We start from the raw sequence: 12265 nt of genomic DNA, 5'->3' as shown, positions 1-12265 counted from the left end.
TGCGGTAGCCAGACCCTTGAAAGGAGGGGCTCCATGGTCCGCACATCTCAGTGGCAATGCCGCTATGAGGGTTTCGATTATTCGGATTTCGCGCAGGAATTCCTGCGGCGCAATCCGGAGTATCGCGCCCAGTTCGTCCGCTTCCACAGCGGGAATAACGGCGCGACGCAATCCCTCGCCGCAAGGCGATGTGCGCGTTCGTGGGGCCTCGAATTTTCTCGTCGATCCCGGCCGGGAAGCCGATGTCTGCCCGGCGTTTTGGCGCGCCGACCACAATCCCAGTGTCATCCTGGTCGAACACTCAGGGACGCGTGAAATGGGCTTCGAGACCGCGCTTACTGCGCGAACGATAATGGTCGAAGCCGAGACCGAAGCGGGGCGCCACATGGTGCTGGCGGGCACGCGAGCGCGGCACCGTCTCCTGATTTTGCATACGCCCAAACGTGACGGCTATTTCGTCCCGGGAGATGGCTCGCTCCCCGTCCGTCTTGCCGCGCTCGGCGCGTTTCACGATCCCGGAAGTCGGCAGGCTGTCGGTTCGCGCACGGCGCTGAGGCCCACCGCGTACCAGAGACACCGCCTGTCTCTCCTGCTCGCGATCCTCGACCGGATGCAGCAGCCTTCCAGCGAACCACCAACGGTTCGGCACATCGTGCGCGATCTGATGTGTTCCGGCCTCGAGCACGAGCGCGCGATCGAATGGAAGACATCCTCGCATCGGCGCCAGGCCCAGCGCCTGATTGCCGAGGCGCGGCGCATGATGGCGACCGGCTATCGCGATCTCCTGAGGGGTTCCATGCGCCCCGTTTTGGGCGATCGACACAGCGGTGGCCGCGATACCGGCGACAAGCTGCGCTGACGGTTCTCGTGGCTGGACGAGGTACACTTCCCGTGGCTTTTCAAATGCAAGCAACACGTTATGATCTTCTCGCCGGGCCTATCGTTCGGCGTCGCCAAAAGCGGAACCTTCAGGGGGGGGCGCGACAGCAGCAGCCGTTGCCGGGGGCATGGAACCTTCGGCGCGGCATCCAGCAGGCGATCGGGCGGCGGCGCGTTGGATTGCGCCCCCGCGGGTCGGACGGGACTATGTATGCTCATTTCGCGGAGGAATTCGCTTCCGAACTAATCAATGTGCGCACGGACACCGATTTAGACCGGTCGCTCGCGCTGGTCTCCCGCCGTCTGGGGTTCGATCATTTCGCGCTTTCGCTCGAGCTGCGCTCCGGGTCGTGCGAGGCGCCCGGCCTCCTGCTTCACGACTATCCGGATGAATGGGCCAAGGTCTACCTCGGCTTCGATCTGGCCGGCCAGGACCCGGTGCGCCGAGCCTGCGACAAGAGTTTCATCGGTTTTGCCTGGGGCACCATGGAGGAGTTGATCCCGCTGACACGGGGTGATCGCCAGATGCTGGCGGTTGGCCGGGAGTGCGGAATCGGTGATGGATACACCGTGCCGCGCCATTTGCCGGGCCTCGCGCGTGGCACCTGCACTTTTGCGGTCTGCCCCGATCGCAAGTTGCCGCAATGCCGGCTCGCGGTCGCCGAGATCGTGGGGACGCTGGCCCTGACCTGCGCGCTCGGGCTGGATGCGTCGCGCCGCGAGGACACCGTGCCGATACTCAGCGACCGGCAACGCGAATGCGTCCTGTGGGTGGCGCGAGGAAAGACGGCTTCCGAAACCGCGACGATCCTGGGAATCGGGACCGAAACCGTCATCCAGCATCTCAAGGCGGCGCGGGAACGCTACCAGGTGCACTGCAAGCAATCGTTGATCGTCGCTGCGCTGTTCGATGGCCTGATCGGCTTTTCCGACATCATTCGATGGCGTGATAGGCGCGGGGGCCCGCCAGCGGTGACAAGAGGCGAAAGGGCCTAGAAGGCCCGAATGGCCCATCCCCAGTTCTTGGGATTTTGGCGTCCGCGCGCGTCTGCTCAGTTGCCACCACTTGTTCAGCTGTCAGGTGGCTATCATGCAGACGTTCCCGGAAACCAGTGGATCGTGTCCTCCCGATGCCGTGTTTCGCGCCATGTTCGAAGCCCGCAAGCGCGTGTTCGTGGATATTCTCAAATGGGATGTTCCGGTCCTGGCGGACACCTACGAGCTCGATCAGTTCGACACGCCCGATGCTGACTATCTGATCCTCACCGACGACGAGAACGGCCACCGGGCGTCGGCGCGTCTGCTGCGAACCGATCGCCCGCATATTCTCGGGGATTTATTCTCCTGTCTTTGCGATGGTCCGGTTCCCGCGCGGTCGGACCTGAAGGAGATCACCCGGTTCTGCATCGAACCGACGCTTTCGCGTTCCGAGCGAAGGGAAGTGCGCAACCAGTTGGTCACCGCGCTGGTCGATCATGCGCTCGCGACGGGACTTTCGGGCTACACGGCTGTCGCCCCGCCGGGCTGGCATCGCCAGATCGCCGAATTCGGCTGGCAATGCCGCTCGCTGGGACCCGAGTTGAATGTGGCCGGTGAGTGCCTGGTCGCATTCGAGATCGCCATCGATCGCACGACACCCTCCGATCTCGCGCGCAACGGGATTTATCGCGCCGGTTCTCATCACTGTGGCGGCGCATCGCTGGAGGTGGCGTCGTGAGCGGCGCGGCGGCCTCGCGCTGGCTCGACCAGCTGGAGACGGACGGCTATTGCATCATTCGTGATCTCTTGCCCCGCGAAAGCGTCGCGGCACTCGATACGGACCTTGCCCCAGCTTTCGATGCAGCGCCGTTGGGCAATGGCGATTTCTACGGTTACCGCACCAAGCGCTTCGGGAGCCTGCTGCGCAGGTCGCGCCGTGCCGCGGACCTCGCGCTGCAACCCCTCGTCCTCGAACTGGCCCGGGCGATTCTCGGCAGCGCATGCGAGCGCATACAGCTCAATGTCGCACAGGCGATCGCAATCCATCCTGGCGAGATCGAGCAATTCCCGCATCGTGACGATGACATGTGGCCTGCGCACAAAGGTGAGCACGAGTATCTCCTCAACGTCATCTGGCCGCTGACGGACTTCACGGCGATGAACGGCGCGACGCGCATCTATCCAGGCAGTCACAAGGCCGTCGTCGAGGACCTCGGGCAGCTCGGTGCACCGGTCGTCGCCGAGGCCCGACCTGGCGATGCCATCTGCTTTCTCGGTTCGACCGTGCACGGCGCCGGTCCCAACCGCACCGATGCGGCCCGGCGCGGCGTCGTCATCGGGTACAGCCTGGGCTGGCTGAAGCCGTACGAGAACAACTGGCTCGCCTATCCTCCGGAGGTAGCACGCCGGTTTTCGCCCGAACTGGCCGAGCTTGCCGGATATACCCAGCACCGCCCCAATCTCGGCAACTACGAGGGACAGTGCCCTTCGATACTTCTCCGCGGCGATACGCCTGAATACCCGCAAGCGACCGATGCGCTTCGGCCCGACCAGCAAGCCGCCGTACGCGACTTTGCCGAGGCGCAACGCAGCCAACCATGAGCCCGGCCCATGTTCTCGAACCGACCTACCGCCGTCTCAAGCGTGCGCTGATGGAAGGTTTGTGGCCAGGCGGTGCGAAACTCGAGGCCATGCGCCTCGCCGAAGACTTCGGGGTCAGCATGACGCCGGTACGCGACAGTCTCAATCAGCTCGTCGGGGAGGGCCTGGTCGATCTGACGCCCGGTGAAGGTTTTCGGGTGCCGCCTCTAACCGAACAACGATTGCGTGATCTTCTGGACGTCAATTCAGCCTTGCTGAAAACGGCCAACACCGCAAACTGGCGCTTGCCGACGGAGGACGGGCCCGTGTTCATAGGCAACGAATATGCCGATCGTCTTGCGGCGGCGTTCTCACTACTGGCGAACGGTTCGGGCAATCGCGTCCTCGCGGACATTGTCGATCGGATCAGCGAGCGGCTTCATTTCCTGCGAAGCTGCGAACCAGAAGTGCTTCCCGAAGCAAATGGAATCCAGAAGCAAATTGAGGCCGGCCTTCACGGTTCGCGAACGGACCGCCACCTGGCGGTGGTGCGCTATCACCGGCAGTGCCAGGGATGCGTCCCTCAATTGATAAATTGCCTGGCCAGGTTGCGCGGCGGAGGAGCCACCTGATATGCGCCGGATCCCGAAGCCTGGATCCATTGCAGGATGACTCGAATGGCGAGGCGCCTTCGGCCGATTGCATTTTTCACCGGTCTCTCATGAGGCTGCAAAAGGTGTCGAACGACGGTTCACAAATGGATCTGCCGCGGCCGTCCTGTCGCTATCAATCCACCGCGAGGCCGGCCTTGTCAGCGTGGGTTTCTACCGGCAGATCCTTGTCCTTGCGCTCCGAATAGCGGTCCACCAGTTGCGCGGCGTGGGGGCGTAGCAGCACGGTGAAGCGGACCAGTTCTTCCATCACGTCGACGATGCGGTCGTAATAGCTCGAGGGCTTCATCCGTCCCGCTTCGTCGAACTCTTCGTAGGCTTTGGCGATCGACGACTGGTTCGGGATGGTGAACATGCGCATCCACCGGCCGAGCACGCGCAGCGTGTTGATCGTGTTGAAGCTCTGCGAGCCGGCGCAGACCTGCATGACGGCTAGCGCGCGCCCTTGGGTCGGGCGCAGCCCCTTGTAGGCCAGCGGCAGGTGATCGATCTGCGATTTCATGATGCCGGTGATCTGGCCATGACGTTCGGGACTGCACCAGACTTGCGCCTCGGACCACAGCGAATGCTCGCGCAACTCGTGAACCGCGGGATGATCGTCGCTCTCAATCTGGTCGGGCATTGGTAGATCGGACGGGTCGAAGATTCGCGTTTCGCAGCCGAACAATTGCAACAGGCGCGCCGCTTCCTCGGTCGCCAGTCGCGAATAGGATCGTTCGCGCAGGGAGCCGTAAAGCAGCAGGATCCGCGGCGGCGGATCGAGGTCGCCAAGACCCGATGCCGGGCGCGCGTGAATGTATTCCCGGCGCAGGGCCGGAATGTGGCCGGGATCGGAGAGGGTTCGAAGACGGTTCATGGGCTCGCTTGATTTTCAGAAAACAGGGAAGCGGTCGCGCGTGCGGTTGGCGAAAGCCACCAGCGACAGCATCACCGGCACCTCCACCAGAACGCCCACCACGGTTGCCAGGGCGGCTCCGCTGGTGAGACCGAACAGGCCGATCGCGACCGCGACCGCGAGCTCGAAGAAGTTGGAAGTTCCGATCAGTGCGCAGGGCGCGGCGATATCATGCGGGACCTTCCATGCCTTGGCCGCGGCGTAGGCGATGGCGAAGATCCCGTACGATTGGATGATGATCGGGATTGCTATCATGGCAATCAGCAGCGGGTTCGAAACGATCGTCTCCGCCTGGAAGGCGAACAGTAGCACCACCGTCGCCAGCAGGCCGACGATCGACCACGGCTTGAGCCGCGCGGTGAAGGCATCGACCGAGGCTTCGTCGCCCTTGTGCGAAGCGATCACCTGCCGTCTGGTCAACGCACCGGCCGCTAGAGGGATTACGACGTACAGGACGACCGAGAGCAGCAGTGTCTCCCAGGGGACGACTATATCGGTAACGCCAAGCAACAGCGCGACGATGGGCGCGAAGGCGACGATCATGACCAGGTCGTTCACCGACACCTGCACCAGAGTGTAAGACGGATCGCCCCTGGTCAGCTGCGACCACACGAACACCATGGCGGTGCAGGGTGCAGCCCCGAGGATGATGAGCCCGGCGATATACTGGTCGGCATCACCTTGCGACATCAGCCCGCCATAGAGGGAGTCAAAGAACAACACCGCCAGTGCTGCCATCGTGAACGGCTTGATCAGCCAGTTTACGACGAGGGTAATGACGAGCCCCTTGGGTTTGCGGCCGATATCCCTGATGCTCGAGAAGTCGACACCGACCATCATGGGAAAGATCATCGCCCAGATCAGCACCGCGACCACGAGGTTCACCGAGGCGTATTCGAACCCGGCCATCACGCCGACAGCGCCAGGTGCCGCCAGCCCGAGCGCCAGGCCGGCCAGAATGGCACCCAGCACCCATAGCGACAGGAAGCGCTCGAAGGTGCCAAGCGGCGAGGCCGCCGGAGCGGGATCTGCAATTGTCTGGGTCATTCGGTGTGTTCCTGAAACTGCGTCAGCGCAGGCGCCTGCCATCGGTATCCACGACCGCTTCGCCATCTTCCTTGGCAAAGGCGCCTTGCTGCTCGGCGGGGGTGAGATCGAGCACTGCTTCTGACGGGCGGCACAGTTTCACGCCGAGCGGCGAGACCACAAGCGGCCGATTGATGAGGATCGGGTATTCCATCATCGCATCGACAAGCTGTTCGTCGGACAGATCAGGATCGCCTAGGCCGAGTTCGGCGAACGGCGTACCCTTCTCCCGCAACAGGTCGCGCGGTGAAAGGCCAGCCCGGGCGATCAGACTTTCGAGCATGGCGCGCGAGGGCGGCGTCTTGAGATATTCCACCACATGTGGCTCGATCCCCGCATTGCGGATCATGGCGAGCGCATTGCGCGAGGTCCCGCACTCGGGATTGTGGTAGATGACGATGTCGGTACTCATTCGGCCTCCCTCGCTTTGGCGCTTGCGCCTTCCTCGCGGCCGATGGCGGCCAACTGGCCGCGCATCGCCATCTCCTCAACGCTGTCATGCGGTAGCATCAGGAAGAGTTCGATCCGCCGTTTGAGGTAGCTCAGCGCATCGACGAAGGCCCGTCGCTGCCCGTCGCCTTCGACCGCTGCGGGGTCCTCGACACCCCAGTGGGCCGTGATCGGCTTGCCGGGCCAGACCGGACAGCTCTCGCCAGCGGCATTGTCGCAGACGGTGAAGATGAAATCGAACTTCGGCGCGCCCGGCTCGGTGAATTCGCTCCAACTCTTCGAACGCAGGGCTGCGGTACGGTAACCGAAGCTCGCGAGCACTTCGAGCGTCATCGGATGCACTTGGTCCCTGGGCTTGCTGCCTGCGCTAAAGGCGCGAAAGCGCCCTTCGCCCATCTTGTTGAGGAGAGCTTCGCCGAGGATGGAGCGTGCCGAGTTGCCCGTGCACAGGAACAGGACATTGTAGACCGCGGTCACGCAGCGACCTTTCCGCAGCATGCGTCGGTTTCGGCACCGGCGACCAGGTCGATGCTCCTTCCATAGACCGTCGAGCTGCCGGTCGTGTGGAAGGTTTCCCACAAGACACCATCAGGATCGGCTACCCAGCTTTTCTCAGACTTGGCGTAGCAGCAGGTCGTGCAACCTTCCTCCACTCTGGGTCGACCGGCAGCCTCTAGCCTGCTGTAGACTTCGGCCAGCTCGACCTGGTCGTCCACCTGAATGCCAAGATGCTCGATGCCCTTGTGCGCGTTATTCGCCGAGATCGCGAAATTCACGCTCGGATCCTCGAGCATCCACTTGGCATAATCCGGCTTGGCCATCGTGGGACCGGCGCCGAACAGAGCCGAGTAAAAGCGGATGGACTGGTCGAGGTCGGCCACGCCGACATGCACATGCAAGCGCTTCATGCGGTTTTCCTTTCCGATTGGTCCGTTGAGATTCCGCCGGCGGCGGACGAAGCGCAGTCCTGGCCGCCGCAACAATTCTCCATCAGGAAGGCGACCAAGGCGTTCATCGCTTCGTAGTCGGCGTTGTAGATGAGAGAACGGCCCTCACGCCGCTGCTGAATCAGTCCCGCACGCGTGAGGTGCGCCAGGTGAAACGACAAGGACGAGTTGGGAATTTCGAGCGCCTCGGCGATCGCGCCGGCTGGCAAACCGTCTTGGCCCGTTTGAACGAGCAGCCGAAACAGCGCCAGTCGGTGCTCTTGCGCAAGAGCGCCAAGCGCTTCGATCGCTGCCGGTGAATTCATTTCCATGAAGATGGAAATATGAGCGACGTCAGCCGACGTCAAGAACTATTTCGACAGTTATCGAAACGTCCGTACCCCGAGAGCCTAACCTTCGGAAGGGGGCGTCAAGTTCGAGCTGTGAGAATCCGGGTCAGATGATCGTTCCAGTCGCCGAGTGCCTGGACCTTCTCCTCTTTCCAGTCGTGGCGCTGATAGACGCCTGCCACCCCGGCGCGCGAGCCGCTGACGTGGTTGAGCACCGCTTCGGTCACCTCGAATCGTACGCCGAGCCGCTGGAAATTCGTCGCAAGGGTTCTTCGCAGATCGTGCAGGCGCCACGGCGGCAGTGGTTCGCCTTCACGCTCCTCGATGACGCTGTCCAGCTTCGCCTTGCCCTTGTGATAGCCGGTAAAGCGCGCGCCGCTCGCCGTCGCAAACACACGGCCCTTGCGGGGCCATTTCTCGCCGCCCGCCAAGGCATCCAGCTCGGCAACCGCAAGCTGGTTCAGCGGAATCGTGTTGGGCTCGTTGTTTTTCGTTCGCTGACTGGGCAGCGCCCAAAGCCGCTGTCTGCGGTCTAGTTCTTGCCACTGCATTCCGCTCACTTCTTCGCGCCTTTGCCCGGTAGTTATCAGCAAGCGGACGATCGGACCGAAGCAATGATGGCACTCGGGAGTGGCACTCCAGATCAAGCGCAATTCATCGTCCGCAAGCCAGCGATCCCTTGGCCTCACCGGAGGCGGCGTTTCCATTCCTTCCATCGGGCTGCGATCGAGATCGCCACGACTGACGGCCCAGCGGAACAGGCGGCGCATGACAGCGAAGACATTGCGCCTGTTTGCGATCTGGTCGTCAGGCATCTGGTCGAGAACGGATACGATGTCGGCCCTGGTGATCGAAGGCAGCGGCTTTTTGTGCAGAACTGGCTCAAGATGAAGCCTGACCACGCGCTCGACCAAGCGCCGCCATCCCTCGCCTTTGCAGGAACGGGTGAAAAGCTGCGCATAATTGTCGAACGCCAGATCAACGGCCTCGCGACGCCTCTGTTTGTCAGCCTCCACAGGATCGATGCCCTGGCCGACGAGCAGGAGAAGGCGTTCGGCTTCCGAGCGGGCGGTCGTAGGTGTCCATGGAGACCCATGTGCGCCGATCGTATAGCGCCGAGCGATTGTCTCGCGTCCTCCCATCCTGAATTGAAGGACGTAAGAGATATTTCCAGAAGGAGTGATCTTGGCGCCAAAACCCTTGAGATCAGTGTCCCATAGAAATTGGCTCGAGCTGCCAGCCTCGAGCGCATCTATCGTTTTTTTGGTGATTTTTCCTGTTGCCATCCGGAACCTCGTGTCCCTTTTCTGGCAATCACCGGGTAATCACGCAAGCGGAAAAAGGAGCGAAATGGAGGCTATTCTGGCGTAAGTCGATTCATCTAAGTACTTGTGATTACAAGAATATCGCACTCTAGCGTCGTCTAAATCTAAAGTACCAGACTTCGTGGCCCTGCCTGCGAGCCTTTGCTTCGTAGCGTGTCTCGGGCCAGCCGGAAGGGCGGTTTTGCCAGTCCTGCGGACCGTCAACCAACCACTCGAAGCTATCGGTAAAGCGGCGCATCACCATCAGCGCATGACGCAGGTAAACGGGATGGTCGGTCCCGAAGCGAAACTCCCCGCCAGTTTTGAGCTTGTTGGCAATCATCTGCAAAGGGCCGTCGTTCATCATCCGGCGCTTGGCATGGCGGGCCTTGGGCCAGGGATCCGGATGGAGGAGGTAAAGCATCGACAGCGATCCGTCCGGCACCCGTTCGAGCATTTCCAGCGCATCTCCATGATGGATTCGCACATTGGCAAGGCGCTGGTCACGCACATGAGTCAGCGCCTGCGCCACGCCATTGACGAAAGGCTCCGCACCGATGAAGCCATGGTCGGGCAGCAGGTCTGCGCGATAGGCAAGGTGTTCGCCGCCTCCGAAACCGATTTCGAAATGGAGTGGACGATCGTCACCGAACAGCGCGCGGGAATCGAGCGGTCCTTCGTGAGGCGGCGCGATCTGGGGTAGCAGCGTATCGACCAGTTCCTGCTGCGCCGCACGCAAGGGTTTGCCCTGGCTGCGGCCATACAGCCGTTTGAGAGTCGTCGGATCGCCTTCCTTATGTGCACTCATGCCGTGCCGCTTGGCAATCCGGTCGGCACTTGTCGAGAGGGCAGGCGCATAATGCCCGACATCATTATCCGAAGTGCTTGGTCGTCGGCCACAGCTGTTGCAGCGAAGGCTTGACCCCGATGCACAGCGCGATGACCTTGTCGTTCTCATAGGCCATTGCGAAGCGCGAATAGGTCTTGCCGAGCAATTTCGTGCTGCGGCAATGCGGGCGCAGCGAAGGCAAATCGAACTGCACCACCATCACATTGACCGGGTCCTGCCCGCGCAGGCCCCAGAGATAATATTGGTTATGGCCGCTGAGCACAGGGGGCAGCCCCTTGCCATAGATATCGAGTGCAGCGGCCTCGCCGTAATTGTCGACCTTGATTGCGGTGCGCGCTCGTTCATCGGTGGGAATTTTCGCCCATGCCGCTTCGACCTGCCGGGTGAAATCATGCCAGCCGAGCTGGTCGGCAAAGGTTTGCGGGAGCACGGTGCCCTTGAAGCTGCGCTCCTGCTTTTGCGGCGAGATACCGGTGCGCTCGATATAGTGGACGAGTTGCGACGGTGAGAGGATTGGCAGTGCAATGGGTGCCGCGGCGGCAGAAACTGCCACACCGCCAGCAACGGCAATTCCTGCGACAATTCTGGCAAGCCTGGCTCGTACCAACCCTGCCAGCGCGACCGTGCCGATTGCGAACAGGCTGGGATAGAGCGGCGAGAGGTAGTAATCCTTGCCATGGCCGATCCTGACGATTGCGAACACTATCAGGCAGGCAATCGGAATGAAGCGCAGGTCTTTCAGCGGTTTCACAATGAAGGGTGCCACCAGCCCGGCAATCCAAAGTGGAGCGAAGGCCGGGTTCATCACCATCACCTGATTCGTGAGGAACGATCCGAGCGGGATGGCGGCATTCTTGCCGCCCGCGGCTTCTCCGAGTTCGAGGAAAGGAAAGCCGTGTAGCATTTGCCAGACGAAGGATGGAGCGGCGATCGCTGCGGCCAGTGCTGCGCCAATCCACAGCGCAGGGCGCAACAGAATACGACGTTGCGGGGTCAACAGCAGACCCAGGACCAACCCCACGATCCAGAAGAGAATCGCATATTTGATTTCAAGCGTGATGCCGGTGATCGCCCCGGCCCAGATCAGCGCACGGTCATTATCTTTTCGCAGGGCATAAACTACCAGCAGAGCAACTGCCGTCCAGCACAGCGGATCGAATGCGGAGGTGTTGAGGGTGGCAGTCAATCCCATCAACATCGGGGCGATGGCGGTGGCCAATGTTGCCACTGCAACTGCGATTGTTCCACCGCCAAGTTTTCGGGCGAAGGTGCCAGTCAGCCATGCGAGCGCTCCGGCGGCGGCTGCTACCGGCAGGCGCAGCCCCCAAGCACCAAGCCCTAGCTTGTACAGTGCGGCAGCAGCCAGAGGTACCAGCGGTGGCTGGTCGACATAGCCGAAAGAGGGATGCTGGCCGCAGACGATGAAATAGAGCTCGTCACGGAAAAGGTCATAGCGACCGGCGAGCAATGCATGAAAAGCGAAAGTGACGATTCCCCCGATCAGGGCGACACGGGCGGGCGTTGCTTCATTGGCGGAGCGCTGCATGGAAATCTGTCTAGGCCCGAGGGCGTGCAGATCCAGAGAAAATGCGAATTTTGCCCGTGCCGCGCTCGCTAACGGTTTCTACGGAGAGATCGGATCGACGACCATCACCGATGGAATCCTGATCGTCCATTCCGGGGTAATCGCACAATGCTGCTCAATTTGACGCGCTGCGCAGGCTTACCACATTGCTATGTCCAACCAGGCCGTCGAGCATGTCCATCAATATATTGGCCGGGATCGGTTTTCGCAGGATGCGATCGGGTTGCGGGCCATCGATATGCGCGGCGATATCGTTGATGTCCCAGCCGGTGACCATGATCGTGAACAGTTCGGGGCGGGCCCGCTTGATCTCGTAGTTCAAATCGAGCCCGGTCTTCTCCCCATCGAGCTTGTAATCGATAATCATACAGCTGGGGGCCGACTGATCCAGCATCTCCAGCGCTTCATGGCTGGAGGTAGCGCAACCGGTGACCTCCCAATCCGCCGCATTGCAGATTTCGGTCAACAGCATGGCGTTGATCGGGTCGTCGTCGACAACGATGACACTGCGTGTGGCTGCACCCGGATTGCACCGCATATCGTCTCCCTTGTCCGGTATATCGTTCACAGGGCCGTTTCCCCAAGGCGTAAGCAACACCATTACTCTGAACGCCTGCCTGACGATTGATGGAACAAACGCACTTCTGAAGCGACTAGAAGGGCAATCGGCTCAGGCAAGAGCGCATTGTCTGTGTCGATCAAATTCAAAG

Annotated in this window: 16 protein-coding genes; 6 read left to right on the top strand and 10 right to left on the bottom strand. The window is 61.5% G+C overall.

The genetic code is table 11. From position 1 onward, the window contains the following. Nucleotides 1-33: 33 nt before the first annotated feature. The 6 genes from GRI58_RS15625 (at nt 34) to GRI58_RS05755 (ending at nt 4070) form a co-directional block, all read left to right on the top strand. Entirely contained in the window at nt 34-315 is a 282-nt protein-coding gene (locus GRI58_RS15625) for a transcriptional regulator domain-containing protein (protein ID WP_237452118.1), read from the top strand. Nucleotide 316: 1 nt separating this feature from the next. Beyond that, nucleotides 317-859, top strand: a complete 543-nt coding sequence (locus GRI58_RS05775) for a DUF2285 domain-containing protein (RefSeq protein WP_160752616.1) — start codon at nt 317-319, stop codon at nt 857-859. Nucleotides 860-1086: 227 nt separating this feature from the next. Then, on the top strand, nt 1087-1875 hold the full coding sequence (locus GRI58_RS05770; RefSeq protein WP_160752615.1) for a helix-turn-helix transcriptional regulator: 789 nt from the start codon (nt 1087-1089) through the stop codon (nt 1873-1875). 94 nt (nt 1876-1969) lie between these two features. Beyond that, complete coding sequence (locus GRI58_RS05765) at nt 1970-2596, top strand: acyl-homoserine-lactone synthase (protein ID WP_160752614.1); 627 nt, start codon at nt 1970-1972, stop codon at nt 2594-2596. Beyond that, entirely contained in the window at nt 2593-3459 is an 867-nt protein-coding gene (locus GRI58_RS05760) for a phytanoyl-CoA dioxygenase family protein (RefSeq protein ID WP_160752613.1), read from the top strand. The genes GRI58_RS05765 and GRI58_RS05760 overlap by 4 nt, the downstream gene beginning before the upstream one ends. Next, nucleotides 3456-4070 (top strand): GntR family transcriptional regulator, encoded by a 615-nt coding sequence (locus tag GRI58_RS05755; protein WP_160752612.1) that lies wholly within the window; start codon nt 3456-3458, stop codon nt 4068-4070. The genes GRI58_RS05760 and GRI58_RS05755 overlap by 4 nt, the downstream gene beginning before the upstream one ends. Nucleotides 4071-4224: 154 nt before the next feature. Here the strand turns inward: GRI58_RS05755 and arsH are convergent, their stop codons facing one another. The 10 genes from arsH to GRI58_RS05705 all read right to left on the bottom strand — a co-directional run bounded on the left by arsH (nt 4225) and on the right by GRI58_RS05705 (nt 12123). Then, complete coding sequence (gene arsH / locus GRI58_RS05750; RefSeq protein ID WP_160752611.1) at nt 4225-4965, bottom strand: arsenical resistance protein ArsH; 741 nt, start codon at nt 4963-4965, stop codon at nt 4225-4227. A gap of 15 nt (nt 4966-4980) precedes the next feature. Next, complete coding sequence (arsB, locus tag GRI58_RS05745; RefSeq protein WP_160752610.1) at nt 4981-6051, bottom strand: ACR3 family arsenite efflux transporter; 1071 nt, start codon at nt 6049-6051, stop codon at nt 4981-4983. Nucleotides 6052-6073: 22 nt separating this feature from the next. Next, nucleotides 6074-6502: an arsenate reductase (glutaredoxin) gene (gene arsC / locus GRI58_RS05740; RefSeq protein WP_160752609.1), complete on the bottom strand. Its 429-nt coding sequence runs from the start codon at nt 6500-6502 to the stop codon at nt 6074-6076. After that, a complete protein-coding gene (locus tag GRI58_RS05735) occupies nt 6499-7017 on the bottom strand; it encodes an arsenate reductase ArsC (RefSeq protein WP_337190895.1) in 519 nt (172 codons plus the stop codon). Before GRI58_RS05735 ends, arsC begins: the two co-directional genes overlap by 4 nt. Next, nucleotides 7014-7448, bottom strand: coding sequence for an ArsI/CadI family heavy metal resistance metalloenzyme (locus GRI58_RS05730; RefSeq protein ID WP_160752607.1), 435 nt, complete (start codon nt 7446-7448; stop codon nt 7014-7016). The genes GRI58_RS05735 and GRI58_RS05730 overlap by 4 nt, the downstream gene beginning before the upstream one ends. Then, nucleotides 7445-7792 (bottom strand): ArsR/SmtB family transcription factor, encoded by a 348-nt coding sequence (locus tag GRI58_RS05725; RefSeq protein WP_160752676.1) that lies wholly within the window; start codon nt 7790-7792, stop codon nt 7445-7447. The genes GRI58_RS05730 and GRI58_RS05725 overlap by 4 nt, the downstream gene beginning before the upstream one ends. A gap of 104 nt (nt 7793-7896) precedes the next feature. After that, complete coding sequence (locus tag GRI58_RS05720) at nt 7897-9102, bottom strand: tyrosine-type recombinase/integrase (RefSeq protein ID WP_160752606.1); 1206 nt, start codon at nt 9100-9102, stop codon at nt 7897-7899. 127 nt (nt 9103-9229) lie between these two features. Further along, nucleotides 9230-9928, bottom strand: coding sequence for a tRNA (guanosine(46)-N7)-methyltransferase TrmB (trmB, locus tag GRI58_RS05715; RefSeq protein WP_160752605.1), 699 nt, complete (start codon nt 9926-9928; stop codon nt 9230-9232). A gap of 64 nt (nt 9929-9992) precedes the next feature. After that, nucleotides 9993-11516, bottom strand: coding sequence for an ArnT family glycosyltransferase (locus tag GRI58_RS05710; RefSeq protein WP_160752604.1), 1524 nt, complete (start codon nt 11514-11516; stop codon nt 9993-9995). A 154-nt stretch (nt 11517-11670) separates the two neighbouring features. Further along, nucleotides 11671-12123, bottom strand: a complete 453-nt coding sequence (locus GRI58_RS05705) for a response regulator (protein ID WP_160752603.1) — start codon at nt 12121-12123, stop codon at nt 11671-11673. Nucleotides 12124-12265: the final 142 nt, after the last annotated feature.

It is taken from the genome of Qipengyuania algicida (genome assembly GCF_009828025.1).
Taxonomy (GTDB): domain Bacteria; phylum Pseudomonadota; class Alphaproteobacteria; order Sphingomonadales; family Sphingomonadaceae; genus Qipengyuania; species Qipengyuania algicida.
The sequence above is the reverse complement of the archived record's forward strand: the minus strand, read 5'-3'. Positions and strand labels throughout refer to the sequence as shown.